Source organism: Pseudomonas sp. UBA1879, from assembly GCF_002338065.1.
In the GTDB taxonomy this organism is placed as follows: domain Bacteria; phylum Pseudomonadota; class Gammaproteobacteria; order Pseudomonadales; family Pseudomonadaceae; genus Aquipseudomonas.
Map to the genome: position 1 here is coordinate 33,052 of NZ_DDHJ01000009.1, position 26,811 is coordinate 59,862.

Sequence of the window (26,811 nt, forward strand, 5' to 3'; positions counted from 1 at the left end):
TCAAAGGGTCTCGGAGCCGGTCAGGCGTTTGAGGGTGCTGCGCAGGACCGGGCTGTCAGGTTGTTGTTCAAGGGCTTTGCCCCAGATTTTGCGGGCTTCGCGCTGTTCGCCTTTGGCCCAGAGCACTTCGCCCAGGTGCGCCGCGACTTCGTGATCGGGGTAGCGCTCCAATGCTTCACGCAGCAAGCGCTCGGCTTCGTCGAGGTTACCCAGGCGATAGTTGACCCAGCCCAGGCTGTCCAAAACGGCGGGGTCTTCGGGATTCAATTCGTGCGCGCGCTCAATCAGCGCTTTCGCTTCGGCATAGCGCGTGGTGCGATCGGAGAGCGTGTAGCCCAACGCGTTCAGCGCCATGGCGTTGTCGGGTTCGCGCTTGAGGATTGCCCGCAGATCAGTCTCCATTTGCTTCAGGTCGTTGCGCTTCTCTGCCAACATCGCGCGGGTATACAGCAGGTTCAGATCGTCCGGATACTGCTTGAGTGCTTGAGTCAGCACTTGCCAGCCGCGGTCGCTCTGATTGTTGTTGCTCAGGGTTTCGGCTTCGATCAGGTACAGCTGGATGGCGTAATCCGGTTGGTCGGCGCGAGCCTGGGCCAATCGTTTCGAGGCTTCGGCGGTGCTGCCGTTGCTCATGAGGATGTCGGCCTGACGCAGCTGTGCGGGCAGGTAGTCGTTACCCGGACCGACCTGCGCGTATTCAGCGAGCGCGTTTTGCGGATCGCTGCGCTCCTCATAGATACGGCCCAGGTTCACGTGAGCCGCGTCGACATGGCTGCCGCGAGCGACCAGATCTTCCAGGTAGCCTTGCGCCTCGTCCCACGCCTTGTTTTCCAGGCACACCAGGGCCAGCGAGTAACGCAGCTCATCATCGTCCGGATACTGTTGAACCAGGCTGGAGAACTGCACCTTGGCCTCTTCCATGCGGTTCTGTTCAACCAGCATGCGCGCGTAGGTCAGGCGCAGACGCTTGTCGTCCGGGTATTTCTTGATGCTTTTTTCCAGCAGCGGCATCGCTTCCTTGCCACGGTTCATGCTCTGCAGCAGGCGGGCGCGCAGCAGGATGGGCGCGACTTCGCCTTCACCGGGCGGGTTGTCTTCAAGCAGTTTGAGCGATGCGGCGCTGTCGCCTTCCTGTTGCAGCAGCAGAGCCTTACCGAAAATCAGCTGGCCGTTTTTCGGGTATTTGGCCAGCAGGCGATCGAAGCTGTTGAGCAGCCCCTTGCGCGTGTTGGAGTCGGTTTCAGCCGCCGACAGCGCGAGGAAGTCGAAATGTGTATCGCCCTGGCCTTGCAGCACTTTCTCCATATAGCGCATGGAGTCGTCGTAACGTCCGGCGCGGGCCAGTTGAATGGCGGCAGCGCGTTGCGCTTCAAGGTTGTTTGGGTCGTTTCTGGCCCAGATCATCGAAGTGTCTAATGCCGCTTGATCGGCGCCCAGGTATTCGGCAATGCGAAACGCACGTTCCGAGACGCCGGGATCCTGCGTCTGGATGGCCTGGGTCACGTAGTTGTCCAGCGCAATGTCGAAGCGATTGCGTTGTCCGGCCAGTTCAGCGGTCAGCAGACTGACGACGGTCTCCTGAGTAAACGAACCGTACACCTGGGGTTTGGTTTCAGGCGCGGGCGTCGCTTCTTTCGCCGCAGCGGCAGGCTGCGGAGAAACGGAGGCCGTAGACTGGCAGCCACCAAGAACGACAAGGGCAAGGAACAACGCGGAGGATTTATTCATATAGGAGAGAGGGTGGCTTACCTGCGGTTTGAAAGCATCATGACACAAGGCAGGGAGCAAACCCACAGCCCACTTGAAAACCAGAACCCGCTATTTACAGCCTGCGCTTGGACAATTTGTCGCAGGGGCATGGCCGCAAAGCGGATCTCTATAGGGACAATAGACTCTTGCGGACGTTCTGAATGTATTGCAGTGGTTGTTCTGAATCTATTGAAGTAGGACAATTGCCGGCTTCACGTCACCATCAGCGACCTTGAATGGCCTTTCTTGCTCTGGGTATCAACCATAAGACTGCATCAGTGGATGTCCGCGAGCGCGTGGCATTTACCCCTGAGCAGCTGGTTGAGGCTTTACAGCAGCTGTGTCGCCTGACCCAAAGCCGCGAAGCCGCCATTCTGTCGACCTGCAACCGCAGCGAGCTTTATATAGAGCAGGACCAGCTCACCGCTGATGTCGTGCTGCGCTGGCTGGCCGATTATCACCACCTCAACATCGACGAATTGCGCGCCAGTGCCTATGTGCACGAAGAAGACGCTGCTGTGCGCCATATGATGCGTGTGGCGTCGGGGCTGGATTCGCTGGTGCTGGGCGAGCCGCAGATTCTCGGTCAGATGAAGTCCGCCTACGCGGTGGCGCGGGAAGCCGGAACCATCGGTCCATTACTCGGCCGGCTGTTCCAGGCGACCTTCAGCGCCGCCAAGCAGGTGCGCACCGACACGGCCATCGGCGAGAACCCGGTGTCGGTCGCTTTCGCCGCGGTCAGCCTGGCCAAACAGATTTTCAGCGACCTGCAACGTAGCCAGGCCTTGTTGATCGGCGCGGGCGAGACCATCACGCTGGTCGCACGACACCTGCACGATCTGGGGGTCAAGCGTATTGTGGTCGCCAACCGTACCCTGGAGCGCGCAAGCATTCTGGCGGAAGAGTTCGGCGCACACGCGGTGTTGCTGGCGGACATTCCCGCCGAACTGGTCAACAGCGATATCGTCATCAGTTCCACCGCCAGCCAATTGCCGATTCTCGGTAAAGGGGCCGTAGAAAGCGCCCTGAAGCTGCGCAAGCACAAGCCGATTTTCATGGTCGACATCGCCGTTCCCCGGGATATCGAACCGGAAGTCGGCGAGCTGGACGACGTTTACCTGTACACCGTCGATGACCTGCACGAAGTCGTCGCGGAAAACCTCAAGAGCCGCCAAGGCGCCGCGCAAGCGGCAGAAGAGCTGGTCAGCGTTGGCGTTGAAGATTTCATGTCGCGTCTGCGCGAATTGGCAGCGGTCGACGTGCTCAGAGCCTATCGCCAGCAGAGCGAACGGCTGCGAGACGAAGAGCTGCAGAAGGCGCAGCGGATGCTCGCCAACGGCAGCAACGCCGAAGATGTACTGATGGCGCTGGCACGTGGCCTGACCAACAAGCTGATGCATGCGCCAAGCGTGCAACTGAAGAAGCTGTCCGCCGAAGGCCGCGTCGATGCGCTGGCCATGGCCCAGGAACTTTTTGCTCTCAATGAGGGCTCCACGGATAAACCCCCGCAATGAAAGCCTCACTGCTCAATAAGCTGGATGTGCTCAGCGACCGATTCGAAGAATTGACCGCGCTGCTTGGCGATGCCGAAGTCATTTCCGATCAGACCAAATTCCGCGCCTATTCTCGTGAGTACGCGGAAGTCGAGCCGGTGATCCACGCCTACACGCAGCTGCAGAAAGTGCAGAGCGACCTCGAAGGCGCTCAGGCGCTGCTCAAGGACAGCGACCCGGACATGCGCGAAATGGCGGTCGAGGAAGTGCGCGAGGCCAAGGAGCAACTGGTGGTGCTTGAAGGTGAGCTGCAAAAAATGCTGCTGCCTAAAGACCCCAACGACGGTCGCAATGTCTTTCTCGAGATTCGCGCAGGCACCGGTGGCGACGAAGCGGCGATTTTTTCAGGCGACCTGTTCCGCATGTATTCCCGGTATGCCGAGCGTCGAGGCTGGCGGGTGGAAATTCTCTCCGAGAACGAAGGCGAGCACGGCGGCTTCAAGGAAGTCATCGCCCGTGTCGAGGGGGAAAGTGTCTACGGCAAATTGAAATTCGAGTCCGGCGCACACCGCGTTCAGCGTGTGCCCGAGACCGAGTCCCAGGGCCGTATTCACACGTCCGCGTGTACCGTGGCCGTTCTGCCCGAGCCTGATGAGCAGCAGGCCATCGAGATCAACCCGGCGGATTTGCGCGTGGACACCTACCGCTCATCCGGCGCGGGCGGTCAGCATGTGAACAAGACCGATTCGGCGATTCGCATCACCCACTTGCCGACCGGTATTGTCGTTGAGTGTCAGGAGGAGCGTTCCCAGCACAAGAACCGCGCTCGGGCCATGGCCTGGTTATCGGCCAAGCTCAACGACCAGCAAACCGCTGCGGCGGCCAATGCCATCGCCAGCGAGCGCAAATTACTGGTGGGTTCGGGTGACCGTTCCGAGCGTATTCGCACGTACAACTTTCCACAGGGGCGGGTGACGGATCATCGCGTGAACCTGACCTTGTATTCGCTGGATGAAGTTTTGGCCGGCGGGGTCGATGCAGTGATAGAACCGTTGCTTGCCGAGTATCAGGCAGACCAACTTGCGGCACTGGGTGAGTAAATGACCATCATCGCCAGCTTGTTAAGAAACGCAGAACTGCCGGACTCTCCGACAGCCCGTCTGGACGCTGAATTGCTGTTGGCTGCTGCCCTGGGCAAGCCGCGCAGCTTTTTGCACACCTGGCCGGAGCGCATCGTCAGCACCGAAGCCGCACAGGCATTCGATGGCTACTTGCAGCGTCGGCGCACCGGCGAGCCCGTGGCGTATATTTTGGGCCAGCAGGGTTTCTGGAATATCGACCTTGAAGTGGCGACGCACACGCTGATTCCTCGTCCCGAAACCGAAATGCTGGTGGAAACCGCGTTGGAGTTGCTGCCGGGGGCAATTCCCCATCGTTTGCTTGACCTCGGCACTGGCACCGGCGCCATCGCGCTGTCGCTGGCCAAGGACCGTCCACAGTGGGGCGTCACGGCGGTGGATCGGGTGGAACAGGCGGTTGACCTTGCCGAGCGCAATCGACAGCGCCTGCATCTGGACAACGCCAATGTGCTGCTGAGCCATTGGTTCAGCGCCGTGGAAGGCCAGCGTTTCGACCTGATTCTCAGCAACCCTCCTTATATAGCGTCCAACGACCCGCATCTGGTGGAAGGCGACGTACGTTTCGAGCCGAGCAGCGCCCTGGTCTCAGGCACCGACGGTCTCGACGACCTGCGATTGATCGTGTCACAGGCTCCGGCGTATCTGGAGCCAGGGGGCTGGCTGTTGCTGGAACATGGCTACGATCAAGGGGCGGCGGTGCGGGATCTGCTGAACACCTACGGTTTCGAACAGATCCAGACCCGCCGTGATCTGGGCGATCACGAACGCATCACGTTCGGGCGCGTGCCGTGCTGACCGATGACGAGCTGCTGCGCTACAGCCGGCAGATTCTGCTGCAACAGGTCGATATCGAAGGCCAGTTGCGCCTCAAGCAAAGCCGGGCGCTGATCGTCGGCGTGGGCGGGTTGGGTTCGCCAGTGGCGTTGTACTTGGCCGCTGCCGGCGTCGGGGAGTTGCATCTTGCGGACTTCGACACAGTCGACCTGACCAATCTGCAACGCCAGATCATCCACGACACTCACAGCGTCGGCCAAAGCAAGGTCGATTCGGCGATGGCTCGGCTGGCTGCGATCAACCCGCAGGTCAAACAGGTGCCTCATCGTGTGGCGCTGGACGAAGACTCGCTGGCCGCGGCAGTCGAGGCCGTGGATCTGGTGCTCGACTGCTCCGACAACTTCACCACCCGCGAAGCGGTCAATGCGGCGTGCGTCGCCGCGCGCAAACCGTTGGTGAGCGGCGCGGCCATTCGTTTCGACGGGCAATTATCGGTGTTCGACCCGCGCCGCGCCGAGAGTCCGTGTTACCACTGTTTATATGGGCATGGCAGCGAAAGCGAACTGACGTGCAGCGAAGCCGGTGTCATCGGGCCGCTGGTAGGGCTGGTCGGCAGCCTCCAGGCCCTTGAGGCGCTAAAATTGTTGGCCGGTTTCGGTGAGCCAATGGTGGGGCGACTGTTGTTGATCGATGCGTTGGGCACGCGATTCCGTGAGCTGAAAGTCAAACGTGATCCAGGTTGCAGCGTATGCGGTGCAACCCATGGCTAGAACGGTCGAGCATGGCTAGAGACAGCGACGCGCCTGTAGGGGTGTTCGATTCCGGTGTCGGCGGCCTGTCGGTGCTTGGCGAGATTCACCAACTGCTGCCCAACGAATCGCTCCTGTACGTCGCTGATTGCGGGCATATCCCCTACGGTGAGAAGACGCCGGAATTCATTCGCCAGCGTTGTATCAATATCGCCGAGTTTTTTCACGAACAGGGCGCAAAAGCGCTCGTGATCGCGTGTAATACCGCGACCGTGGCCGGTGTCGCCGATTTGCGTCAGCGCTACCCCGACTGGCCTTTGGTTGGTATGGAGCCTGCGGTCAAGCCGGCGGCCGCCGCGACCCGAAGCGGCGTCGTCGGCGTGCTGGCCACTACTGGCACGTTGCAAAGCGCTAAGTTTGCAGCCTTGCTCGACCGGTTTGCCGCCGACGTGCAGGTGATCACGCAGCCTTGTCCCGGTCTGGTGGAGCTGATCGAAACCGGCGACTTGGTAAGCCCGGTCATTCGCCAGTTATTGCAAGGCTATGTGGAGCCCTTGCTGGCAGCGGGTTGCGACACCATCATCCTCGGTTGCACTCACTATCCCTTCCTGAAGCCGCTGCTGCGCGAGATGATTCCGGCGTCGATCACCCTGATCGACACCGGAGCTGCGGTAGCGCGTCAGCTTCAGCGGTTGCTCAGTCAACGCGACCTCCTCGCCAGTGGCAGACCCCGGCCCACTCAGTTCTGGACGAGCGGAAGTCCGGATAATTTCAGAAACATCCTACCGTTACTATGGAAAAAATCTGACAGTGTGCGAAGCTTCGTCTCGTGAAAAAAACGTGAAATGCGCCTGTCAGCGCTGAACTTATGCTCACCGGCAGATTTCTATAGCCAGTCTGTTGATACAAGAAATTTCTAACTGCATTCATTAATAGGATGTTTCAGATGAAGCGACTGTTGTGTTTGGCTGCGATTGCGGCCGCGTTGTCGGGGCAAAGTGCGATTGCACAAGCAGATGGGGTTGAGTTCTCGGTGGGGCACACCGGCGAATCGACGATGACCTATCGTTTGGGCGCGCAGTTTGATTGGGACAAAAGCTGGTGGCAGACCAGTGTCGGTCGTTTGACCGGTTACTGGAGCGGCGCTTACACCTATTGGGAAGGTGACAAGAACGCGAGCAACAACAGCCTGTCGTTCTCCCCGGTTTTCGTTTATGAATTCGCGGGCGACAGCGTCAAGCCCTACGTTGAGGCCGGTATCGGCGCCGCCGTTTTTCAGCGCACCGAAGTTGAAGGCAACAAACTGGGCAGCGCGTTCCAGTTCGAAGATCGCTTGGGCTTCGGTCTGCGTTTCGCCGGTGGTCACGAAGTCGGCCTGCGTGCCACTCACTACTCCAACGGCGGCATGACCACCAACAACGATGGTATCGAAAGCTACGCCATCCATTACACGATGCCGTTCTAACTACCGTTCGATCGTCACTGACTGTAGGCGCGTGGCTTGTCCCGCGATCTGCTGCGAAGCGGCAGCGAACCGGCCAACGCAGTGTGTATGACACGCTGTGGATGGACCCCGCCGATCGCGAGACAGCCATGCTCCTACAGTTGACGAGCGCTGTTCACACATACGCCGTTGCAATCCCTTCCCGCTCGGTGATGCATTCCGGCGAACCCATCTCGAATTCTCTGCAAATCAGCGGCCTACGGTCGTAGATCGTGCAGCGCATGGAGTCGCGGTCCAGCGCCGCGCACCAGCCATCGTCCAGACGCAACATAACCTCGCCACCCCAATCGTCAGTATCCATGAAGCGTTCAGGCACGCCCGTGTCGGTGATCAGCATCACTTCCAATTGACAGCAGCAGGCCGCACAGGTCGAGCACGTGACCGAAGGCTCGGGCTCGGCGGGGAGTTGAAGCAGAGGGATGACAGTCATGGGCCGCAGTGTAATGCAGCGAACGGTGCGCCGGGGGCTGCTCTGACGGACGCTGGTCTCATGCTAGCAACGTCCGCAAAGCGCCGGGCGTAATCGCGCAAGGCTTCATTCATGCGCCTGCGTCTCTGCTTGTCGGTGGGGCAGGGATTTGAATGCGGTGAGTGCGCGCTCGCGGCTGTCTTTGAGGTCGACTATCGGCGTCGGGTAGCCCTCGACGCCGAATAACCCGCCCAAGGAAGACGGGTTATGAACGTCGCGTTTGCTCAGGTCTTTCAGCTCGGGCACCCAATATTTGATGAACAGACCTTGCGGGTCGAACCGCTCAGACTGGTTCAATGGGTTGAAAATCCGGAAATACGGGGACGAGTCAGTGCCTGTCGACGAACTCCACTGCCAACCGCCATTGTTCGACGCCAGATCCCCGTCAATCAGGTGCTGCATGAAAAATCGCTCGCCCTCTCGCCAATCGAGCAGAAGGTTTTTGGTGAAGAACATTGCCACGATCATGCGCAGGCGGTTGTGCATCCAGCCTGTGTTCAGCAGCTGACGCATCGCCGCATCGACGATGGGAATTCCGGTGCGACCCTGTTGCCAGGCTTCCAGATCCTTTGGAGCGCGCCGCCATTTCAACGCCTCGGTTTCAGGGCGGAACGCACGGTGGCGAGAGACCCGAGGGAAGCCGACCAGCACGTGTTTGTAAAACTCGCGCCACAGCAGCTCGTTGATCCAGGTGACCGAGCCGACGTTGCCGGTTTCGAACTCGCCGTTGTTGCTGCGCAGGGCAGCGTGCAGGCATTGGCGGGGCGAAATCACACCCGCCGCCAAGTATGCGGACAGCTGGCTGGTGCCGGGTTTGGCCGGGAAGTCGCGCTCGTCGTTGTAGTAATGCACCTGGTCGTCGGTGAAGTGTTCAAGACGCTTGCGCGCCTCATCCTCGCCTGCTGGCCACAGCTTGCGAATGGTGTCGGAGGGCGTCGCAAAACCCTTCACATGATCGGGCACGGCATCGCTTTTGACGTGCAGCGCGGACTGCTTCGTGGGCAGGCGAATCACCGACGGCATGGAGTGGTGCATGCGCTGGTAACAGACTTTTCGAAACTGGGTGTAGACCTTGAAGTAGCCACCGGTCTTGGTCAGCACGCTTCCTGGCGGGAAAAACAACTGATCGAGATGACGTGTAAAGCCGATGCTGTGCTTGTCCAGCTCGGCTTTGACGGCCCTGTCACGATTGTCTTCATTGACGCCGTATTCCTCGTTGACGTGCACATGCTCGATGTCATGGGCCTTGCACAGATTCAACAACGCTTTCGGGGCTTTGCCCCAGGTGTCGGCGTGAACAATCAGCAGCGGCACATTGAGGGCGCTCAACGCCTGCTTCAGCACCGCCAGATTGCGCAGCCAGAAGTCGACTTTGTTGGGCGAATCATCATGGCTCTGCCACTGCGCAGGGCTGATCGTGTACACGGCCAGCGTCGGTCCCTGCTTCATGGCAGCGCTCAAGGCCGTGTTGTCGTGTACGCGAAGGTCGGTGCGCAGCCAGATCAATTGCATGCTGTTCAATCCTTAAATGAGGTCCAGACGTTGCAGGGCGGTCTGGGCAGTCAAGGGGTCTTCGGCCAGGGTCAGTCCGTGAATCTCACTGACAGACCCGGACAACTCGGCCGAATGGATGCGCACCGACGGGCCTACGATCAATTTCGGGCAGTCGATGCTGTTGAGCAGTCGCGGCAGCTGGCTCAGGTTCAACGGTTTGCTGGAATACAGCAGCACCGCGCGCGGCTTCAGGTGTTCGCACGCCAGGCTCAACTCCCCTGACGGCACCGGCCAGTCGAAAACTTCCACAGGGCAATCGGCGCTGCTGACGAGCCACGCGGTCAGCCACAGATGCGGCTCCAGCGGCACGTCGGACTGATTGATCAGCAACAGCGGGGCGCCGCTGACTTGACGATTGTTGTGGTAGAGGCGCGCGCCGAATTTGCTGCGCAACCAGGAGTAGAAAAATACCCGCTCCAATTGCGTGCCGAACTGGCCCTGCCAGCGCTGTTCCAGGTTCGCGAGCAACGGCAGCAGCAATTGTTCACAGAGAGTGCGCGGCGGATAAAGCGACATGGCCTGATTGAGCGTGTCGTCCAGGCGCCGCTCGGACAATGTGGTGATCGCCTGCAGCAACGTCTGCCGCAGCTGATCCCAGTCGTTCTCGAGGCTTGGCGGCGGTGGCTGCTGATGATCGATCAACTGCTTGACCTGACTGACCGACACGCCCCGGTTGAGCCAGGTGAGGATCGTCAACACCCTGTCTACATGGGCCGTGCTGTACAAGCGGTGGCCCTTGGGGGTGCGATGGGGAACGATCAGGCCGTACCGACGTTCCCAGGCACGCAGTGTGACCGCGTTCACACCGGTCAGACGGGCCACTTCGCGAATCGGTAGCCAGCCTTCTTCAAGGGCGTGGGCGTAGTCCTGCGTGTCGTTCAGCAATTCATGTTCTTTCATGGTTTAAATGGCATTACGCAGGCTGAGGTTTTCCGGATGCGGTTGCAGGTACACCTGTAGTGCGATGTAGGGGTCCGGGTGTTGGCGGAAGTGATGCTTGAGCAGCGTCAGCGGTACTACCAGCGGCACAATGCCCTGGCGGTATTGACCGATGACGGTCTGGATTTCCTGCTTGTCGGCCGTGCTGATGGTTTCGCGCAAATACCCACAGATGTGTTGCAGCACATTGGTGTGAGTGCGGCGTGTAGCCGGTTTTTTCAGGGCGCTCATCAGGTCGCTGAAATAGCGCGGCGCGATGTCGTTGGGATCGCCGCGGCCTATATTGCCCAGCAAATTGCCCAACGCCTTGTACTGGATCGGGTCGTTGGCCATCAGCTGGTATTTGTAACGGGAATGGAATTCGGTGAGCGCGCGGCGGGTCACGCCTACCTTGACCAATTGTTGCCAGGCGGCGTAGGCGTAGACGCGGGTGATGAAGTTCTCGCGCAGCACCGGATCGTTCAGACGGCCGTCTTCTTCCACCGGGAGATTGGGATGACGGGCGCAAAAAGCCTGGGCGTAGATCCCGCGACCGCCCGCATCGAACGGCGCCCCGTTATCGCGATAAACCTTGACGCGTTCCAGTCCGCAGGAGGGCGATTTCTGCATGAAGATATAGCCGCAGATGTCACTCATTTCCTCAGCCATATGCGCGCCGTAGTCGGCCAGCGGTTGAGTCACGTTCAAGTCAGCACGGACGGAACCCACCGCCTGCGGGTGTTCCGGGTCTCCTACCAGCCGAATCGCCTCGCGAGGAATGCCCATGCCGATCGCCACTTCAGGGCACGCGGGAACAAAATCGAAATACTCATGAAGCGCGCGGGTGAGCAGATGCGATTCCTTATGCCCGCCGTTGTATCGAACCTCGACGCCCATCAGGCAAGCGCTGACGCCGAGTTTCGGTTTGGGTGATTGCTCCGGCGGTTGATGGGCGGGTGTAGACATGGGCAAACCTCAATGAACTTTCTTGTACAGACTGACAACGCTGTACAACGTGTGTTCATCATAGATTTGGTCTTGTACAAGTCAAATCAATTTGTACAAGTATCGACCGCCTGTAGAAGTGAGCTTGCTTGCGATGCGTCATTTAGGGCGCCGCGTTGAGAGCTCAGCTGACGTCATGGCGAGCTAGCTCACTCCGACACAGCATGACGCACTTCAATCGGTCGGAAAGGAAGCCGATCACTTCCAGCCCATCAACCAGCGTTCGCCGTCCTGCAAGGCCTGCCAAGCCAAACGCTCGCTGCGTTTAGTCAGCACTGCCTGAAGTTCGATTTCCAGCACCGTACCCTCTTCATCGCGGAAGAGTTCAGTCACCAGAAAGTGTTTTTCGCGGTGGAGAGGATGGGCTGCTGTCCATTTCGACAGCAGCAATTTGCGCGGGTTGAGGCGGTTCACTTGAGGTGTTCGAGCAAGCGCCGCGCGGCTTCTTGACCGCTCAGCCAAGCCCCCTCCACACGGCCGGACAGGCACCAGTCGCCGCACACGTAGAGGCCCAAATCCGGATCGGACAGCGCGCCGACTTCACGACCGCCTGCCGGTCGGGCGTACAGCCAGCGGTGGGCCAGCGTGAACGCCGGAGCGGGCATCGAGCAGTTGATCAGCTCAGCAAAGGCGCCGTGCAGATGGTCGATCACCTGCTCCCGAAGCATGTCCAGGTGTTGACGGCTCCAGGCGCTGGTCGCATGCAGCACCCACGTGTCCATCGCGCTCTCACGCCCCGGTTTGCTGCGATTGCGGGCGAGCCAGTCGATGGGGCTGTCCTGTACGAAACAGCCTTCCAGTGGCGTTTCCAGCGGTGTATCGAACGCCAAAGCCACGGCCCAGGTCGGTTCCATTTTCACACCGGCCACGACGCTCGCGAGTTTGGGTGCAGCGGCCAACAGTGTTGTCGCCTGGGGAGCGGGGAGGGCGATCACCACCTGACTGAACGGCCCGTGGCTGCGGCCATCGGCGTCGAGCAGGTTCCAGTGCTCTTCGCCCCGGAAGACTTCAGCGATACGGCAAGAGAACGTGACCGGCATGTCGCCGAGCATCGCGCGGGTGATAGCGCTCATGCGCGGCGTGCCGACCCAACGCACTTGCTCATCCGGCGACAGGCTCAGCACCCCGCCCTGGGAGTTGTAGAGTTTGGGTTTCCATTCGTCGACATGACCTTCGGCCTGCCACTGCTGAACCACAGCAGCGAAGCGACGGTCACGGGCCGTGAAATACTGCGCGCCCATGTCCAGCGCACCCGCATCGCTGCGCTTGCTGGACATGCGCCCGCCGCTGCCTCGGCTTTTGTCGAAAAGGTGAATGCCATGCCCTGCGGCTTGCAGTGCCCGGGCGGCTGAGAGTCCGGCGATACCGGTACCGATGATTGCGATGGGTACAGTCATAGGGGCCTCGTTACCTTGTCTGCACAGACTACGCCGTCGTCAAAACCTGTACAATGCTGTTTTTTGGTATAAGTTCTCGTCCTTCGACGTTCAGGACGTGGATCATTCCCTGTTCATGCTCGAGTGTGACGCCGTTAAGTGTGACGTCTGCTCCCATTCGTTCAACTGTGCGAACGGATTAATCGAACGTACAGATCGCATGCCGTTCTCTATAGCGTGGCCTACGCTCCGTTCACAAGCCCGTTGTTTGTGAAGAAATAGACTACTGATTTGCGACGAACGCCACGCGAGGAAGACAGACATGCACATCTTGCTGACCGGCGGTACAGGCCTGATAGGTCGGGGCCTCTGCCGACACTGGCTCGATCAAGGCCACCGAATCACCGTGTGGAGCCGCAAGCCCGGCGATGTGCCGCGTTTATGCGGCGCCAGTGTGCGCGGCATCGCCCATCCCGACGAGCTTGGCCATGAGCGGATCGATGCCGTCATCAATCTGGCCGGCGCGCCTATTGCCGATCGCCCCTGGACCCGCAAGCGCAAAATGCTGCTGTGGGACAGTCGCATCACGCTTACTGAACAGCTGATCACTTGGCTCGAACGCCGTGAGCAAAAGCCTGCCGTGTTGATCTCGGGGTCTGCTGTCGGATGGTACGGCGATGGCGGCGAGCGTGAGCTGGATGAAACCTCGCCGCCGGTGAGTGAAGATTTCGCCAGCCGCCTGTGCATCGCTTGGGAAGAAACCGCTCAACGCGCTGAGGCCTTTGGCATTCGTGTGGTGTTGCTGCGAACCGGCCTGGTGCTGGCCCGCGAGGGCGGCATGATGCAGCGCCTGTTGCCGCCCTTCAAAATGGGCATGGGCGGCCCGATCGGCAACGGTCGTCAGTGGATGCCGTGGGTGCATTACGATGATCAAATCGCCGCGATTGATTTTCTCTTGAATCGCGAAGACGCTCAGGGTCCCTATAATGCCTGCGCGCCATCACCGGTTCGTAATCGCGAATTCGCCAAGACACTCGCCGGGGTCCTGCATCGGCCTGCGTTCGTGCCCATGCCAGCGGTAGCGCTGAGGGTGCTGATGGGCGAATTGTCGATTTTGCTGTTGGGCGGCCAGCGCGCTCGCCCGAACCGATTGCTGGAAGCCGGATTCACATTCCGATTCACCGACCTGCGCGCGGCCCTGGAAAACCTGACAGACCGCCATTGACCACAAGGTGTTGCATGACCGATCACGCGTTGCTGCTGGTAAACCTGGGTTCGCCAGCCTCCACTGACGTTGCGGATGTTCGCCGCTACCTCAATCAATTCCTGATGGACCCTTACGTTATCGATCTGCCGTGGGCCGTACGCCGTTTACTGGTTTCGTTGATTCTGATCAAACGGCCGGAGCAGTCGGCCCACGCATATGCGTCGATCTGGTGGGACGAAGGCTCGCCCCTCGTGGTGTTAAGCAAACGTCTGCAGCAGGCCATGACGAAGGAATGGACCCACGGCCCCGTCGAGCTGGCAATGCGCTATGGAGAGCCGTCGATCGAAACGGTGCTGACCCGCTTAGCGGCGCAGGGCATCAAAAAAGTCACGCTGGCGCCGCTGTACCCGCAGTTCGCCGACAGCACCGTGACCACCGTGGTGGAAGAAGCGCGGCGTGTGATTCGCGATAAAAGGCTGAGCTTCGATCTGGCACTGCTGCCGCCGTTCTTCAATCAGCCGGAATATCTCGATGCCTTGGTGCAGAGCGTCAAACCGCATCTGGAGCAGGACTACGACCACCTGTTGCTGAGTTTTCATGGTCTGCCTGAACGGCACATCACCAAGCTCGACCCCACGGGAAACCATTGCTTCAAAAACGGCAATTGCTGTCAGACAGCGTCGCCGGAAGTGCTTGCAGTCTGCTATCGAGCGCAGTGCATGCGGTCCTCCGCCGAGTTCGCCAAGCTGATTGGCATCCCCGATGGCAAGTGGTCAGTGTCGTTTCAGTCCCGGCTGGGTCGCGCCAAGTGGATCGAACCCTACACCGAGGCGCACTTGGCCGAACTGGCAGGGCAGGGCGTGAAGAAGCTGCTGGTCATGTGCCCGGCGTTCGTGGCGGATTGCATCGAGACCCTGGAAGAGATCGGCGATCGCGGCGCGGAGCAGTTCAAAGAGGCGGGGGGCGAGGAGTTGGTGCTGATTCCCTGTCTCAACGACGATCCGAATTGGGCCAAGGCGTTGAATACGCTGTGCGAGCGTGCGCCTGCGATGGTTTGAGGCAATGCGCGATTGATGTTCTCTATTGTGGGAGCCGGCTTGCTGGCGAATGCGGAGTGTCAGTCGACATCTTCATGACTGAACCGCCCCATTCGCCAGCAAGCCGGCTCCCACAGGTTTTGTGGCGCACCTGATGACCTGGATTCCACCTTGGTAGCACCGCTGTCATTACGGCAACTGATCATCCAGATGCTTGTTCTTCCACTGTGGGAGCCGGCTTGCTGGCGAATGCGCAGTGTCAGTCGACATCTTCATGACTGAACCACCCCATTCGCCAGCAAGCCGGCTCTCACAGATTTTGTGGCGCTCCTGATGACCTGGATTCCACCTTGGTACCACCGCTGTCATTACGGCAACTGATCATCCAGATGCTTGTTCTTCCACTGTGGGAGCCGGCTTGCTGGCGAATGCGGAGTGTCAGTCGACATCTTCATGACTGAACCACCCCATTCGCCAGCAAGCCGGCTCCCACAGATTTTGTGGCGCACCTGATGACCTGGATTCCACCTTGGTAGCACCGCTGTCCCTACGGCAACTGATCATCCAGATGCTTGTTCTTCCACGCATCGTTGCCCGGCAGGATCAGGTTTAGCAGGATCGCTGTGACCGCACACAGTGCAATGCCCTTCATGCCAAAGTCGTCCGGCCCGTTGCCAGTGCCGATCAGGACGCCGCCGATGCCGAACACCAGCGTCACAGAGACGATCACCAGATTGCGCGCTTCGGCCAGGTCAACCTTGTGGCGAATCAGTGTGTTCATGCCCACGGCGGCGATGGAGCCGAACAGCAGGCACAGGATTCCGCCCATCACCGGTACGGGAATGCTCTGCAGCAGCGCGCCGAATTTGCCGATGAAGGCCAAGGCGATGGCGAAAATCGCAGCCCAAGTCATGATTTTCGGGTTGTAGTTTTTAGTCAGCATTACCGCACCCGTGACTTCGGCGTACGTCGTGTTGGGTGGCCCGCCGAAGGCGCCAGCGACCGTGGTCGCGATGCCGTCGCCGAGGAGGGTGCGGTGCAGACCCGGTTTCTTCAGGTAATCACGACCTGTCACGCTGCCCACCGCGATCACGCCGCCGATGTGCTCGATAGCGGGTGCCAGCGCCACGGGGACGATGAACAGAATCGCCTGCCAGTTAAACTCCGGCGCAGTGAAATGCGGGATGTCCAGCCATGGCGCTGCGGCGATTTTCGCCACGTCGACCACGCCAAAATAGAACGACAGCGCAAAACCCACCAGCACGCCGGAAATGATCGGCACCAGACGAAAAATACCTTTACCGAACACCGCGACGATCAGCGTAGTCAGCAGCGCTGCCATCGAAATCGCGATGGCCGTGTGGTAGGGAATCAGCTCCGCCGCGCCATCGCCTGTGCGGCCCATGGCCATGTTGGCGGCAATGGGTGCCATCGCAAGACCGATGGAAATGATCACCGGGCCAATCACCACAGGCGGCAGCAGGCGATCAATGAATCCGGTGCCTTTGATCTTCACCGCCAGGCCAAGGAAGGTGTAGACGAAGCCCGCCGCCATCACGCCGCCCATGGTCGCCGCCAGGCCGAATTGGCCCTTGGCCAGAATGATGGGGGTGATGAACGCGAAACTGGAGGCGAGGAAAACCGGCACCTGACGGCCTGTCACCAGTTGAAAGCACAGCGTGCCGAGACCGGCGGTGAACAGCGCGACGTTCGGGTCGAGCCCGGTGATCAGCGGCATCAGCACCAGAGCGCCAAAGGCCACGAACAGCATTTGCGCGCCCGACAGTACGGTGCGCCACAGCGGATCGTTGAACTCGTCCTGTTTCATCAGGCGTCCTTTTGCTTGGTGCCGAAAATCTTGTCCCCGGCATCGCCAAGGCCCGGAATGATGTAGCCGTGTTCATTCAGGCGTTGGTCGATGGACGCAGTGTAAAGCTGCACGTCCGGGTGGGCCTTCTCGACGACAGCGATGCCTTCCGGCGCGGCCACCAGCACCATGGCGCGAATGTCGCGGCAGCCCGCTTTTTTCAGCAGATCGATCGTCGCGACCATCGAGCCACCCGTCGCGAGCATGGGGTCGATGATCAGCGCCAGACGCTGGTCGATTTCCGGTGCGAGTTTTTCCAGATAGGTGTGGGCTTCGAGGGTTTCCTCGTTTCGCGCAACGCCCACGGCACTGACCTTGGCGCCCGGAATCAAGCTGAGCACGCCTTCTAGCATGCCGATGCCAGCGCGCAGGATCGGTACAACGGTGATCTTCTTGCCCGCGATCTTCTCGACCTGAACAGTGCCCGCCCAGCCTTCGATGTCGTAGGTTTCCAGCGGCAGGTCCTTGGTCGCTTCATAGGTCAGCAGCGAACCGACTTCCTGCGCCAGTTCACGAAAATTCTTGGTGCTGATATCGGCACGGCGCATGAGGCCGAGCTTGTGACGGATCAGCGGATGGCGGATCTCACGAATGGGCATAAAGGAAAAGCTCCAGCGGGCGGGCAAAAAAAACGGCTTAGATTAATCTATTCAGCTGTAATTTGTCTTACCGGTTAGGTTCACGCTTCTTACATCGACGGGACGTCAGTCCAACGTTAGTCCAGAAAAGCTTGCTCTGACCAAGGCGGATGCGTACCTTTGCCCGCTTTTCCTCACACTGCCCCCTTGGAGAGCGTCATGTCCGCTGATCTCGAGCATATCCGTCAAGTCATGCGCGAGGCTGACTGCCTGTACACGAACGATGAGGTCGAAGCGTCCATCGCCCGCGTGGGCGAGCAGATCAACAGCGTGTTGGCCGACCGCAACCCCGTCGTTTTTTGCGTGATGAACGGCGGGCTGATCTTCGCGGGCAAGCTGCTGACTCACCTGAACTTCCCGCTGGAAGCGTCGTACCTGCACGCCACCCGTTATCGCAACGAAACCAGCGGCGGCGAGCTGTTCTGGAAGGCCAAACCTGAAGTCTCGTTCATCGACCGCGACGTGCTGATCATCGACGACATTCTCGACGAAGGGCATACGTTGGGCGCGATCATCGACTTCTGCAAACACGCAGGGGCCAGTGCCGTTCACACTGCCGTGCTGATCGACAAGGACCACAACCGCAAGGCGCGTCCTGACCTGAAAGCCGATTTTGTCGGCCTGCCGTGCATCGACCGCTACATCTTCGGCTACGGCATGGATTACAAAGGCTACTGGCGCAATGCTGCCGGGATCTATGCCGTGAAGGGGATGTAACTCACAGCCTGCACAGGTATGAGTGAGCCCGGCAGATCACATGCTAGAGTGCTTCCCACTTTTTCCGGGAGGCACCCATGACGTTATCGTTTCGTAGTCAAGCTGCGTTGATGTTGCTGTTGACCCTGCCGCTCCCGGCACTCGCCGAGCCTATGCACGCTCAATACCTCCCCCCCGACGAACTGTCCGTGCGCCAGGGCGAACCAGAGCAACAGCAGTTGCTGCAAATCACCGACTACACCATCGTCGTCGGCAGCCAGCGCCAGTCGAATCAGCAACCCATTCCCATCACGTCGCCCCTCAGCCTGCGCCTCAAGGGCAAGTCCATGAACAAGGGCGCGACTATTTCTGAGGTCCTCATTCATTTCGACGGCGAAAGCAAAAGCCTGAAAAAACCGGCGTATGACGAGCCGAGCCGCACCTTGACCCTCTATTACCCTGCCAGCCAGTACCGCGTGCTAGTGGACCTGTTGCGCAATGAAAAGGTGTACTGCCAGTTCCTCAGCTATGCCAACGGGCACGTCTGGGCTGACTTGCACACCGGCAACGTACGCGCGCGTTGAGCCCGCGGACGGGCGAGGGGTAAACTGCCCGACCGTGAAAATGTCCCGCACGTCAGTTGGAGTCAGCAATGCGTAAAGATAAGAAGCAGGTGATCGGCGATGAAATTGGCGATGCCCAGATCAAGCTGTTCCTGGATTTCGAGCCTGTCGATGCCACGTCGCCGTCGCTGCACAAATTGATCAAGGGTTACCGTGGCCTGCGCATCGACGACTTCGAACGTTTTCTGGTGTTCTTCAAGGAAGCCGGCTACGACCTGGATGGCAAAGATGAACATGGCAACGACTTCATCGCGTTGATCAAGGATCAGCGAAATGCCCAGGACTACATCGAGCTGATCGAGAAAGCGCGGGGCTGATCCGCCAGGTCCTTCAAACGGGCGCCGTTCTGGCGCCCGTCGTCGTCGCGGCCGGACACGCGGAGTGCTGCGGTCTGTATCGCTGGTGTATATCCGCGCTACAACCTGCGATTCCAATTCCTACCGTTTGATTCCGTCGTTCCCCCTTTTCTGGAAAAAAACACGCTTCATACTGGGGTTCGTGTCAGAAGACACATCGGCTGCGGAGCACGAAGCTCGGCGCGTCAACCGAAAAGGAATTCGAAAATGAAAGCAACCAAACGTGTTATCGGCGCCTGTCTGGCGCTGGCCGCTATCACCACCCTGCCTGCGGTTCACGCGGCGTATCCCAAGACCATGAAGGTCGTCGTCAAAGTCTGGAACGATGGGCATCAGGACCTGAGCATGACCCACGCCAGTTGGATCCAGGACGCGGCGATACGAGACGAATACGGGTTGAGAGCTGAGGATAGCGGGCGTCGATTCGATGTGACCTTGAACAACCCACGCAACGATTCCGCTACCTTCCGCTATGCCAGCCAGGATGGGAAAGTCTGCGTATTCAGGATGGCCCACGAGACGCAGTTCAGCTGGTTCGGTTTCAAACCGAATATCGCTAAGAGCGCCACCGGACAATCCGTCGGCACGGCATCTGCGCAGTGCAATGCGATGGTCACCGCAGGTACTGGGTCGCTGAGCAGCTACACCGTCAGGTTCTCGATGAAGTGATGTGAGCGTCGTGCAGGGCGCATGACGTCAAAACTGAAAGCCCCGCTGCGTGGGCGGGGCCCTCAGTGATCTCACTGATTCAGGACAATCCCTGAATCAAGCGAAACTGGCGGCCGGGCTGTTGGACACCAAGTCCAGACTCTCGTCGCTTTGGGCGCTGATGCGCTGATACAGTTGCGCGTCGGTTTCCAAGGCCTTTTCCCGAGCCGGGAAGATTTCGTTCAGCTTGGCGGCCCATTCGGTTTTGGCCTTTTCAGGGAAGCAGCGGTCAATCAGGTCGAGCATGATCGACACGGTTACCGAAGCACCCGGCGAGGCTCCCAGCAACGCGGCGAGGGAACCGTCTTTGGCCGAGACCAGTTCGGTACCGAATTGCAGAACGCCGCCTTTCTTCGGATCTTTCTTGATGATCTGCACCCGTTGACCGGCCACTTCCAGGCGCCAGTCTTCGGCTTTCGCCTCTGGGTAGAAGCGGCGCAGGGCATCAAGACGCTGTTCCATGGACTGCCGCACTTCGCTGATCAGGTATTTGGTCAGGTCCATGTTGTCGCGGGCCACTGCCAGCATCGGCGCGATGTTGGCAGCGCGGATCGACAACGGCAGGTCCATCAGCGAGCCATGCTTGAGGAACTTGGTGGTGAAGCCTGCGTACGGGCCGAACAGCAGAGAGGTTTTGCCGTCAACGACGCGGGTGTCCAGGTGCGGTACCGACATTGGTGGCGAACCCACGGCAGCCTGGCTGTACACCTTGGCCTGGTGGCGCTTGACCACTTCCGGGTTGTCGCAACGCAGCCATTGGCCGCTGACAGGGAAGCCGCCAAATCCTTTGCCTTCTTCGATGCCGGACATTTGCAGCAACGGCAATGCCGCGCCACCTGCGCCCAGAAATACGAATTTGGCGTCGATTTCGCGCGTGCTGCCGCTGTTGACGTCCTTTACGGTCACGCTCCAGCCACTGCCCTTGCGGCTGAGACCGGTGACGCGCTTGCAGTATTTGACCTGCGCATCAGGAGCGTTCGAAAGATGCTTGAGCAACATATTGGTCAGGTTGCCGAAGTTCACATCGGTACCATGCATGACGCGGGTCGCGGCGATCTTCTGATCCGCCGGGCGGCCGGGCATCATCAGCGGCATCCACTCGGCCAGCTTGGCTTTGTCTTCGGTGTATTCCATCGAAGAAAACGCGTGGTGCGTGTGCAGCGCCTCGTAACGTTTTTTCAGATACGCCACGCCTTTTTCACCCTCGACGTAGCTCAGGTGCGGGACAGGCGTAATGAACGAGCGCGACGTGCCGAACGTGCCCTTGCGGGCCAGGTAGGCCCAGAACTGCTTCGAGACTTCAAACTGGGTGTTGATGTGGATCGCTTTTTTGGTGTCGATGGAGCCGTCCGCCGCTTCCGGCGTGTAGTTCAGCTCGCACAAGCCTGCGTGGCCCGTGCCGGCGTTGTTCCAGGGGTTGGAACTCTCGGCGGCACCGGAATCCATCAACTCGACGACCTCGACTTTGAGGCTCGGGTCGAGCTCCTTGAGCAGTACGGCGAGGGTGGCACTCATGATGCCCGCTCCGACCAGTACTACATCGACTGCTTCGTTCTGCGCCATTAACGCGTCTCCAAAAATCTGCTGCACCAAATTGACGGCATGGGCTCCCGAGGTCAGTTGCCGGGGGGGGGGGCGGCGCGTGTTCACGCCATGCCTCAGACCGCCCGACCGGGAGCGTCATGTCCGATTCTTCGCAATTTTTTGCATGTCAGCGCACGCCTTGGGGCCTGTTCGATGCGTTTATGGAAAGCATGAACGCATTTTCTGGCCTGGACAGCCATTCGACCATCGTCAAGGCATCCGGGTCATGCAGCCAATCCGTAGCGGACAGGCTTCAAGCTCCGGTTGCGGAGGCTGCGCTGCAAGGGGTCCTGTGCAAGGGGGCTGGGTCAGACGCTAATGGTGCATGTACAAACGCGTAACTATTCATTTGCTCGCCACACTCTTGTGAAGTTGTGAAAACCCGTTTTTTTCACGCTCTTTTGGAGACGCGAACCTCAAAAAGGGCGCTGCGCGATGGCAGCACCGACAGATCAGGTTCGAACACAGTGTGGGCAATGATGCGCGGGAAAGGTTCGAGTCAGTCGACACTTTCACGCTCGCAAGGCGGCACACCGGGCTGCACATGTCTGTGTGGAAGGCTCTCTGTGGGCGATACGGAGGTGCCGATTTTGGCAATCAGCGGTGCTGCGAGGCCCGATCAGGAGACGTCCTTATAATCGGGGGGAGATTATAGCGATGAAACGCGCAGAATTGATCCAGGAAAAATGACTTTTATTCGCCGTTCGGTCAGATACTGAGCAATTGTCGGGCGGTAATCGCACGCACGCCAGGAGTGACGCGCGCATTGGCTGGCAACGGATGGTGCAGCCAGCTCAGTTTCGGCTCATGGATTTCCACCCACTCGCGACCTTGCGGGGCAATGGCGCAGTGCTTGAACGACAGGCAGATACCCGAAGTGTCCAGGCGAGCGTAGTGGCGATGGCGGCGGCGAAGCGGGAACAGGGACCAGAGAAAGTCCATGGCGAGGACTCCTTGCTTGGGTGGTTGTGAAAAGTATGTCGTGCGTCGATGACATCGCTATGACGTTGCTGTTTCGCGATGAAGTCTGGACGTGACTTTTTATGAAGCGCCACGGCGTCGGGTATGGGAACCGTGACAGGGGCGCTTTGTCGTATCTTTACGCTAGTGAGCGGCCTCGGGAGGTCGTTATACTGCGGCACTATTTGTGCCTTGACCCATGGAGAGATGAGCATGTTGCGTCGTGTTTTGTTCGGTTTGCTTGCAGTCGGCAGTCTGACGCTGGTGGGGTGCGCCCACAGCCCGCAATCACTTAACCCGCAACCGAAGCTGAACGCGCAACTGGCGCCTGTCGGTCACGGCCAGCAAGTGGTCGTTCGAGTCGTCGATGGACGTCCTTCGCAGACCCTCGGCACGCGCGGTGGCCTGTATCCGGAAACCAGCTCGATCACTGTCAATGGTCAGCAACTGCTCCCGCAACTTCAGGCTCAAGCCGAAGCTGCTGTGCGTTTGCTCGGCTTTACGCCGGTCCAGGGCGGTAATGGCCCTCAGCTGACTGTCACGCTGGCAGATCTGAAATATCAGTCGCCTAAAGAAGGCATGTACGTGACCGAAGCGAACATCAGTTCGACGTTCCGTGCCGATGTGCAAAACAATGGCCGCAGCTACAGCGGTCGTTATGCAGCCTCGTTGGACCAGCGTTTCGGCATGGCACCCAATGAAGAAACCAACACCAAACTGATCGGCGATGTCCTGAGCGACGCGCTGACCCGTCTGTTCCAGGATCAGACGATTGGCCGCATGCTGGGTCAGTAACTCGCGCGGTGGGTACGAAAAAGCCCCGGTATCGAAAGATGCCGGGGCTTTTTCATCTTAGTGCACGTGTTGCGGGCGTGAGCTTGCTCGATGCGGTGCGCCAGTCATCACAGCCGAGCCTGAACGTGCGCATCGTGAGCGATGCTCACACCGTAGCGGCAGTCAGTGATCACGCCGCCTGATAGAAATCCAGAAAGCTGAAACCCGTTATCAGATCCGCTTCAGGCAGGTCGATGTGTTGATGCCCACCCAATGCGCAATAGACCAACCAGTGCCGGTCCTGAACGTTGAAGGCCAGGCCGTCGATCAAGGCTTGTTGCTCGTCGCTGGGGGCGATGAGGTAGAGGCGGTCCTGGTTATGAGCGTGCAGCATGAAAGGCTCCGGGGTGGGTAGGGCGTTCGAGGGGCTACACATTGACCGGTTCAGGTGACGTTAAGGTGACAGGCGATAACGTGGGCCTCAGATCCTATCGAGCACGCGGCGTCCCTGATTCGGCGCCATCGAGGCCCCATGTCGCTGATCCAGCATTCCCCCGGGATGGTCATCAATCTGCTCGCGCTGCTGGCGGCGGGGCCGGGTGTCTGGCTGCTGTACAGCACCCGCAGCCGCGAACAGCGGGAAATCGCGCACCTTAACAACTTGACCGAACAGGCCCCCATCGATGAACCGATACACCTGATGGACGTGCCAACCCTGCGCCTGATTCGCCTGAGCTACCGGATCGGGGCCGGGTGTCTGGCGTTCGCGCTGGTGTTGTCGTGGGTGAGTACGAAGATTTAGCGGCCGATATTCGACCTCTCTTTCGCACGGAACCATGTGGGAGCCGGCTTGCTGGCGAAAGCGCCGGGTCAGGCACTTCAATAGTGCTTGAAACACCGATTTCGCCAGCAAGCCGGCTCCTACACGTTTTGCATCGCCGGGGTGCCATGTGTCCGGGGAACAAAACGGCGCCTGCTCAGGCGCCGTTTTTTCATGGGACAGTCATCAGAGCGGCAATCCCGCCTTGACCCGGTACTGATTGCGCACTGGCGTGGCGTATTGCAGCACCAGGTACGGACGGTGCTCTTCGGGGCAACCGTCCAGACGACGCTGCCACTCCTCTTTCGCTCGCTCCAACTCGTCGGCGGGGAACACCTCGGCAGCGGTCGGCACATTGAGGCTCGGGTCGGCATCGGCCCATTGCGCGTACGCCAGGTAATGCACCGGGAACAGCCGGTAGCCGCCGAGGATCTGTTTGTCCATCTCGATCGCCAATTGCTTGGTGTCCTCGAACACTTCGCTGATCGGCGGGGCGAAGTTGACGTGCACGCGGCCTTTGTAGCCCGTGATGCCCAAGGCGATGCTGACATCGTCCTCACCCGGTGCCTTGGTGTAGCTGCCGGTGGTGGCGCGGATGTAGAGCTCGCGGGCTTTGGCATGGTCACACGGGTCGTACTCGTAGCTGATCGACACCGGCGTCAGGTTCAGCGACTGAATCACCTCACCAAACGGCTCGTCCTTGCGACTCATATGGAACATCTTGAGGATCGCTGACTCGGTGCGGTCGTCGCCGTCTTTGGCACGGCCTTCAGCCTGTGCGATCCAGATCGAGGCACAGTCGTTGCGAATGGAGTGATTGATGTAAGCCGACAGCAGCTGGTAGGCCGCCATCTTTTCCCGTCGTCCGGTGATGGAGCGGTGCACGATGAAGCTCTTGTTCAACCGCATCAAATCGCTGACGAAGGGCTTTTGCAGCAGGTTGTCGCCGATGGCGATGCGCGGCGTCGGCAGTCCGGCGTGATACACGGCGTAGTTGACGAACGCCGGGTCCATCACGATATCGCGGTGGTTGGCGAGGAACAGGTACGCCACGCCGGACTTGAACTGCTCGACGCCCGTGTAGGTCACACCATCGGTGGCGCGCTCGATTGTATGGTCGACGTAATGTTCGACTTTGTCCTGCAAGGCGGCGACAGAGTCGATGTTTGCGAACTGACGGCGCAGCTTGCGCGCGATGGCAGGCTGCAGAATCCAGCCGAGGGTGCCCGCCAGACGTGGAAAACGGAAATGCGTGAGAATCGCGAGGAACGCCTTGTCACCCAGCAGCCGATTGAGTACGGCTTTTACTTCGGTGTCGTCGTACGGTCGGATGGCATCGAATTCGCCCATCATGCTCTCTTGTTGGAAACGGCTAGGGTAAGGGTAGGTCGGCTGTTGATGAAGACTCAAACCTGACCTGCAAACGAGTTGGCGATTATACGCAAAACTGCTCTCGGAGACTGTGATGCACGAAATACAACCCGCAGCACCCTATGAGTGTCCTTATTGCGGCGAGCCGGGGGAAACGGTGCTGGACCTTTCGGAAGGTGACAATCATTTCATCGAAGACTGTCACGTGTGCTGTCGCCCGATCGAATTTCATCTTGAAACCGATGGCGAACAATGGGATCTGGAAGTCCGTGCCGAGAACGACTAATGCGCAAAATCTACGAGCCGGAAAACATGATGGAAGGTGAGCTGTTGCAGGCCATGCTTGCCAGCGAAGGCATCGAGTCCCACATCACCGGGCGTCATCTGCTCGGCGGAATTGGCGAGTTGCCGGTATTCGGTCTGTTGGGGCTGGCCGTGAACGACGAGCAGGCCGAACGGGCGCGCCAGTTGATCACTGAGTACAATGGCGCCTTTCCACTGTCGGGCGATGAACCCGACAGTTACCCGGACGTGTTGTTGTGCTGAGTTCGGCGCGGCGTCGTTTGAATCGTTTTACAGAAGAGTTGCCCTGAGCCCATGTGTGGACGTTATGCGCTGTTTCGTTGGACGCCCGCATTCGCGGCTTTGCCTGGGTTCCCGACGGACCAGCAGGCGCAATGGAACATCTCGCCCGCCGACTCGGTGCTGATCATGCGAGCAGCACAAGACGGGGAGGGTGGCCGGGAATTGGCTCGGGCCCGTTGGGGGCTGACCCCGCCGTGGCTGACGGACATGTCGCGTACCCCTGCTCATGCGCGAGCTGAAACCCTGGCCGAGCAGCCGATGTTTCGGCAGGCGTTTCGCGAGCGGCGCTGTCTGCTGCCCGCCAACGGCTTCTATGAATGGCGTGGAACGGTGCGCAAGCGGCCTTTTTGGTTGACGCCTGGGGAAGGTTCGGCGCTGTTTTTTGCGGCGATCTGGGAAGCCTATCCGGTGCAAGGCCATACGTATCTGAGCGTGGCTGTGGTGACGCAGGCTGCGATGAGCCAGCGTCGGCCGTTGATCCTTGATGCCGAAGGGCAAGCCGCATGGCTCGACGCCGAAGCCTCGATGCCAACGTTGCAATCGCTACTGGCCGCGCCGCAGATGCAACTGCGTGAGCGGCCCTTGGCGAATCTGGTGAATGATCCGAAGCTCAACGCGCCGGAGTGTTTGACGCCGTTGTAAGGCGTGCGCCTAATCCAGGCTGTGCGCGGAACCTGTGGGAGCCGGCTTGCTGGCGAATGCGGTGGATCAGCCACAGATGTGTTGACTGACCCTCAGCATTCGCCCGCAAGCCGGCTCCTATAGATTTTGTTGCGCACCTGATGACCTGGGTTCCACCTCGGTAGCCCCGCTTGCCCCACGGCAACTGAACATACAGATGCTTATTCTTCCAAC

The 26,811-nt window shown here is 59.6% G+C and carries 30 protein-coding genes; 17 read left to right on the plus strand and 13 right to left on the minus strand.

The features are described 5' to 3' along the window. Positions 1-1,728, minus strand: coding sequence for a tetratricopeptide repeat protein (locus tag B3N48_RS09145; protein WP_296182332.1), 1,728 nt, complete (start codon positions 1,726-1,728; stop codon positions 1-3). A gap of 257 nt (positions 1,729-1,985) precedes the next feature. Between B3N48_RS09145 and hemA the strand changes: the two genes are divergently transcribed. The 6 genes from hemA (at position 1,986) to B3N48_RS09175 (ending at position 7,369) form a co-directional block, all read left to right on the plus strand. Continuing rightward, a complete protein-coding gene (gene hemA, locus B3N48_RS09150; RefSeq protein WP_296182335.1) occupies positions 1,986-3,263 on the plus strand; it encodes a glutamyl-tRNA reductase in 1,278 nt (425 codons plus the stop codon). Next, positions 3,260-4,342, plus strand: coding sequence for a peptide chain release factor 1 (gene prfA, locus B3N48_RS09155; protein ID WP_296182338.1), 1,083 nt, complete (start codon positions 3,260-3,262; stop codon positions 4,340-4,342). The genes hemA and prfA overlap by 4 nt, the downstream gene beginning before the upstream one ends. Then, the gene (gene prmC, locus B3N48_RS09160) at positions 4,343-5,176 is read left to right on the plus strand and encodes a peptide chain release factor N(5)-glutamine methyltransferase (RefSeq protein ID WP_296182340.1); all 834 of its coding nucleotides are present in this window, start codon (positions 4,343-4,345) and stop codon (positions 5,174-5,176) included. Next, on the plus strand, positions 5,170-5,925 hold the full coding sequence (locus B3N48_RS09165; RefSeq protein ID WP_296182344.1) for a molybdopterin-synthase adenylyltransferase MoeB: 756 nt from the start codon (positions 5,170-5,172) through the stop codon (positions 5,923-5,925). Before prmC ends, B3N48_RS09165 begins: the two co-directional genes overlap by 7 nt. Before the next feature lie 11 nt (positions 5,926-5,936). Continuing rightward, positions 5,937-6,737, plus strand: a complete 801-nt coding sequence (gene murI, locus B3N48_RS09170; protein WP_296182348.1) for a glutamate racemase — start codon at positions 5,937-5,939, stop codon at positions 6,735-6,737. Between the two features lie 113 nt (positions 6,738-6,850). After that, entirely contained in the window at positions 6,851-7,369 is a 519-nt protein-coding gene (locus B3N48_RS09175; protein WP_296182351.1) for an acyloxyacyl hydrolase, read from the plus strand. Positions 7,370-7,523: 154 nt separating this feature from the next. Here B3N48_RS09175 and B3N48_RS09180 read toward each other — a convergent pair whose 3' ends face one another. From B3N48_RS09180 to B3N48_RS09205, 6 genes are all read right to left on the minus strand, one after another. Then, a complete protein-coding gene (locus tag B3N48_RS09180; RefSeq protein ID WP_296182353.1) occupies positions 7,524-7,838 on the minus strand; it encodes a YkgJ family cysteine cluster protein in 315 nt (104 codons plus the stop codon). 105 nt (positions 7,839-7,943) lie between these two features. Continuing rightward, on the minus strand, positions 7,944-9,389 hold the full coding sequence (gene phrB / locus B3N48_RS09185; RefSeq protein ID WP_296182355.1) for a deoxyribodipyrimidine photo-lyase: 1,446 nt from the start codon (positions 9,387-9,389) through the stop codon (positions 7,944-7,946). A 12-nt stretch (positions 9,390-9,401) separates the two neighbouring features. Then, entirely contained in the window at positions 9,402-10,331 is a 930-nt protein-coding gene (locus B3N48_RS09190; protein ID WP_296182357.1) for a MerR family transcriptional regulator, read from the minus strand. A 3-nt stretch (positions 10,332-10,334) separates the two neighbouring features. Further along, the gene (locus B3N48_RS09195) at positions 10,335-11,315 is read right to left on the minus strand and encodes a YbgA family protein (protein ID WP_296182358.1); all 981 of its coding nucleotides are present in this window, start codon (positions 11,313-11,315) and stop codon (positions 10,335-10,337) included. A gap of 237 nt (positions 11,316-11,552) precedes the next feature. Next, positions 11,553-11,768 carry a TIGR02450 family Trp-rich protein gene (locus B3N48_RS09200; protein ID WP_296182360.1) on the minus strand — a complete coding sequence of 72 codons (216 nt, stop codon included), beginning with the start codon at positions 11,766-11,768 and terminating at the stop codon, positions 11,553-11,555. After that, complete coding sequence (locus B3N48_RS09205) at positions 11,765-12,751, minus strand: NAD(P)/FAD-dependent oxidoreductase (RefSeq protein ID WP_296182362.1); 987 nt, start codon at positions 12,749-12,751, stop codon at positions 11,765-11,767. Before B3N48_RS09205 ends, B3N48_RS09200 begins: the two co-directional genes overlap by 4 nt. 301 nt (positions 12,752-13,052) lie before the next feature. On the opposite strand from B3N48_RS09205, the gene B3N48_RS09210 reads away from it, so the two are divergent. Both B3N48_RS09210 and hemH read left to right on the plus strand, forming a co-directional pair. Beyond that, complete coding sequence (locus B3N48_RS09210; RefSeq protein ID WP_296182364.1) at positions 13,053-13,955, plus strand: TIGR01777 family oxidoreductase; 903 nt, start codon at positions 13,053-13,055, stop codon at positions 13,953-13,955. A gap of 14 nt (positions 13,956-13,969) precedes the next feature. After that, on the plus strand, positions 13,970-14,995 hold the full coding sequence (gene hemH, locus B3N48_RS09215) for a ferrochelatase (protein ID WP_296182367.1): 1,026 nt from the start codon (positions 13,970-13,972) through the stop codon (positions 14,993-14,995). A gap of 526 nt (positions 14,996-15,521) precedes the next feature. Here the strand turns inward: hemH and B3N48_RS09220 are convergent. Both B3N48_RS09220 and upp read right to left on the minus strand, forming a co-directional pair. Further along, positions 15,522-16,802: a uracil-xanthine permease family protein gene (locus tag B3N48_RS09220; RefSeq protein WP_062386967.1), complete on the minus strand. Its 1,281-nt coding sequence runs from the start codon at positions 16,800-16,802 to the stop codon at positions 15,522-15,524. After that, the gene (upp, locus tag B3N48_RS09225; RefSeq protein WP_296182376.1) at positions 16,802-17,440 is read right to left on the minus strand and encodes a uracil phosphoribosyltransferase; all 639 of its coding nucleotides are present in this window, start codon (positions 17,438-17,440) and stop codon (positions 16,802-16,804) included. Before upp ends, B3N48_RS09220 begins: the two co-directional genes overlap by 1 nt. Before the next feature lie 198 nt (positions 17,441-17,638). Between upp and B3N48_RS09230 the strand changes: the two genes are divergently transcribed. The 4 genes from B3N48_RS09230 to B3N48_RS09245 all read left to right on the plus strand — a co-directional run bounded on the left by B3N48_RS09230 (position 17,639) and on the right by B3N48_RS09245 (position 19,823). Next, complete coding sequence (locus B3N48_RS09230; RefSeq protein WP_296182378.1) at positions 17,639-18,196, plus strand: hypoxanthine-guanine phosphoribosyltransferase; 558 nt, start codon at positions 17,639-17,641, stop codon at positions 18,194-18,196. Between the two features lie 77 nt (positions 18,197-18,273). Continuing rightward, positions 18,274-18,759, plus strand: coding sequence for a hypothetical protein (locus B3N48_RS09235; protein ID WP_296182380.1), 486 nt, complete (start codon positions 18,274-18,276; stop codon positions 18,757-18,759). 68 nt (positions 18,760-18,827) lie between these two features. After that, positions 18,828-19,115 carry a PA4642 family protein gene (locus B3N48_RS09240; RefSeq protein WP_296182382.1) on the plus strand — a complete coding sequence of 96 codons (288 nt, stop codon included), beginning with the start codon at positions 18,828-18,830 and terminating at the stop codon, positions 19,113-19,115. A 246-nt stretch (positions 19,116-19,361) separates the two neighbouring features. Beyond that, positions 19,362-19,823: a hypothetical protein gene (locus tag B3N48_RS09245; protein WP_296182384.1), complete on the plus strand. Its 462-nt coding sequence runs from the start codon at positions 19,362-19,364 to the stop codon at positions 19,821-19,823. A gap of 96 nt (positions 19,824-19,919) precedes the next feature. Here the strand turns inward: B3N48_RS09245 and mqo are convergent, their stop codons facing one another. Both mqo and B3N48_RS09255 read right to left on the minus strand, forming a co-directional pair. Next, positions 19,920-21,425: a malate dehydrogenase (quinone) gene (gene mqo, locus B3N48_RS09250; protein WP_296182386.1), complete on the minus strand. Its 1,506-nt coding sequence runs from the start codon at positions 21,423-21,425 to the stop codon at positions 19,920-19,922. A 729-nt stretch (positions 21,426-22,154) separates the two neighbouring features. After that, a complete protein-coding gene (locus tag B3N48_RS09255; RefSeq protein WP_296182389.1) occupies positions 22,155-22,388 on the minus strand; it encodes a hypothetical protein in 234 nt (77 codons plus the stop codon). 231 nt (positions 22,389-22,619) lie between these two features. On the opposite strand from B3N48_RS09255, the gene B3N48_RS09260 reads away from it, so the two are divergent. Next, positions 22,620-23,201 (plus strand): YajG family lipoprotein, encoded by a 582-nt coding sequence (locus B3N48_RS09260; RefSeq protein WP_296182391.1) that lies wholly within the window; start codon positions 22,620-22,622, stop codon positions 23,199-23,201. Between the two features lie 169 nt (positions 23,202-23,370). Here B3N48_RS09260 and B3N48_RS09265 read toward each other — a convergent pair whose 3' ends face one another. Next, entirely contained in the window at positions 23,371-23,574 is a 204-nt protein-coding gene (locus B3N48_RS09265; protein ID WP_296182392.1) for a hypothetical protein, read from the minus strand. 138 nt (positions 23,575-23,712) lie between these two features. Here B3N48_RS09265 and B3N48_RS09270 point away from each other — a divergent pair, with 138 nt between their 5' ends. Beyond that, positions 23,713-23,982, plus strand: coding sequence for a hypothetical protein (locus B3N48_RS09270; RefSeq protein WP_296182395.1), 270 nt, complete (start codon positions 23,713-23,715; stop codon positions 23,980-23,982). Positions 23,983-24,186: 204 nt separating this feature from the next. Here B3N48_RS09270 and B3N48_RS09275 read toward each other — a convergent pair whose 3' ends face one another. Further along, on the minus strand, positions 24,187-25,350 hold the full coding sequence (locus B3N48_RS09275; protein WP_296182398.1) for a 1-acyl-sn-glycerol-3-phosphate acyltransferase: 1,164 nt from the start codon (positions 25,348-25,350) through the stop codon (positions 24,187-24,189). Between the two features lie 115 nt (positions 25,351-25,465). On the opposite strand from B3N48_RS09275, the gene B3N48_RS09280 reads away from it, so the two are divergent. The 3 genes from B3N48_RS09280 to B3N48_RS09290 are packed head-to-tail and all read left to right on the plus strand — an operon-like array spanning position 25,466 to position 26,598. Then, positions 25,466-25,657 (plus strand): CPXCG motif-containing cysteine-rich protein, encoded by a 192-nt coding sequence (locus B3N48_RS09280; protein ID WP_296182401.1) that lies wholly within the window; start codon positions 25,466-25,468, stop codon positions 25,655-25,657. Beyond that, positions 25,657-25,917, plus strand: coding sequence for a DUF2007 domain-containing protein (locus B3N48_RS09285; protein WP_296182404.1), 261 nt, complete (start codon positions 25,657-25,659; stop codon positions 25,915-25,917). Before B3N48_RS09280 ends, B3N48_RS09285 begins: the two co-directional genes overlap by 1 nt. 51 nt (positions 25,918-25,968) lie before the next feature. Next, positions 25,969-26,598, plus strand: a complete 630-nt coding sequence (locus B3N48_RS09290; RefSeq protein ID WP_296182407.1) for an SOS response-associated peptidase — start codon at positions 25,969-25,971, stop codon at positions 26,596-26,598. The last annotated feature ends 213 nt before the right edge of the window (positions 26,599-26,811 follow it).

Bases quoted from the DNA above. Each gene is read 5' to 3' on its own strand.
- hemA (WP_296182335.1), top strand. From the start codon at position 1,986: ATGGCCTTTCTTGCTCTGGGTATCAACCATAAGACTGCATCAGTGGAT.
- B3N48_RS09275 (WP_296182398.1), bottom strand. From the start codon at position 25,350: ATGGGCGAATTCGATGCCATCCGACCGTACGACGACACCGAAGTAAAA.
- B3N48_RS09190 (WP_296182357.1), bottom strand. From the start codon at position 10,331: ATGAAAGAACATGAATTGCTGAACGACACGCAGGACTACGCCCACGCC.
- B3N48_RS09205 (WP_296182362.1), bottom strand. From the start codon at position 12,751: ATGACTGTACCCATCGCAATCATCGGTACCGGTATCGCCGGACTCTCA.
- prfA (WP_296182338.1), top strand. From the start codon at position 3,260: ATGAAAGCCTCACTGCTCAATAAGCTGGATGTGCTCAGCGACCGATTC.
- phrB (WP_296182355.1), bottom strand. From the start codon at position 9,389: ATGCAATTGATCTGGCTGCGCACCGACCTTCGCGTACACGACAACACG.
- prmC (WP_296182340.1), top strand. From the start codon at position 4,343: ATGACCATCATCGCCAGCTTGTTAAGAAACGCAGAACTGCCGGACTCT.
- B3N48_RS09235 (WP_296182380.1), top strand. From the start codon at position 18,274: ATGACGTTATCGTTTCGTAGTCAAGCTGCGTTGATGTTGCTGTTGACC.
- mqo (WP_296182386.1), bottom strand. From the start codon at position 21,425: ATGGCGCAGAACGAAGCAGTCGATGTAGTACTGGTCGGAGCGGGCATC.
- upp (WP_296182376.1), bottom strand. From the start codon at position 17,440: ATGCCCATTCGTGAGATCCGCCATCCGCTGATCCGTCACAAGCTCGGC.
- B3N48_RS09265 (WP_296182392.1), bottom strand. From the start codon at position 23,574: ATGCTGCACGCTCATAACCAGGACCGCCTCTACCTCATCGCCCCCAGC.
- B3N48_RS09230 (WP_296182378.1), top strand. From the start codon at position 17,639: ATGTCCGCTGATCTCGAGCATATCCGTCAAGTCATGCGCGAGGCTGAC.
- B3N48_RS09210 (WP_296182364.1), top strand. From the start codon at position 13,053: ATGCACATCTTGCTGACCGGCGGTACAGGCCTGATAGGTCGGGGCCTC.
- B3N48_RS09145 (WP_296182332.1), bottom strand. From the start codon at position 1,728: ATGAATAAATCCTCCGCGTTGTTCCTTGCCCTTGTCGTTCTTGGTGGC.
- B3N48_RS09180 (WP_296182353.1), bottom strand. From the start codon at position 7,838: ATGACTGTCATCCCTCTGCTTCAACTCCCCGCCGAGCCCGAGCCTTCG.
- B3N48_RS09245 (WP_296182384.1), top strand. From the start codon at position 19,362: ATGAAAGCAACCAAACGTGTTATCGGCGCCTGTCTGGCGCTGGCCGCT.
- B3N48_RS09220 (WP_062386967.1), bottom strand. From the start codon at position 16,802: ATGAAACAGGACGAGTTCAACGATCCGCTGTGGCGCACCGTACTGTCG.
- B3N48_RS09285 (WP_296182404.1), top strand. From the start codon at position 25,657: ATGCGCAAAATCTACGAGCCGGAAAACATGATGGAAGGTGAGCTGTTG.
- B3N48_RS09255 (WP_296182389.1), bottom strand. From the start codon at position 22,388: ATGGACTTTCTCTGGTCCCTGTTCCCGCTTCGCCGCCGCCATCGCCAC.
- B3N48_RS09175 (WP_296182351.1), top strand. From the start codon at position 6,851: ATGAAGCGACTGTTGTGTTTGGCTGCGATTGCGGCCGCGTTGTCGGGG.
- murI (WP_296182348.1), top strand. From the start codon at position 5,937: ATGGCTAGAGACAGCGACGCGCCTGTAGGGGTGTTCGATTCCGGTGTC.
- B3N48_RS09290 (WP_296182407.1), top strand. From the start codon at position 25,969: ATGTGTGGACGTTATGCGCTGTTTCGTTGGACGCCCGCATTCGCGGCT.
- B3N48_RS09270 (WP_296182395.1), top strand. From the start codon at position 23,713: ATGTCGCTGATCCAGCATTCCCCCGGGATGGTCATCAATCTGCTCGCG.
- B3N48_RS09280 (WP_296182401.1), top strand. From the start codon at position 25,466: ATGCACGAAATACAACCCGCAGCACCCTATGAGTGTCCTTATTGCGGC.
- hemH (WP_296182367.1), top strand. From the start codon at position 13,970: ATGACCGATCACGCGTTGCTGCTGGTAAACCTGGGTTCGCCAGCCTCC.
- B3N48_RS09195 (WP_296182358.1), bottom strand. From the start codon at position 11,315: ATGTCTACACCCGCCCATCAACCGCCGGAGCAATCACCCAAACCGAAA.
- B3N48_RS09260 (WP_296182391.1), top strand. From the start codon at position 22,620: ATGTTGCGTCGTGTTTTGTTCGGTTTGCTTGCAGTCGGCAGTCTGACG.
- B3N48_RS09240 (WP_296182382.1), top strand. From the start codon at position 18,828: ATGCGTAAAGATAAGAAGCAGGTGATCGGCGATGAAATTGGCGATGCC.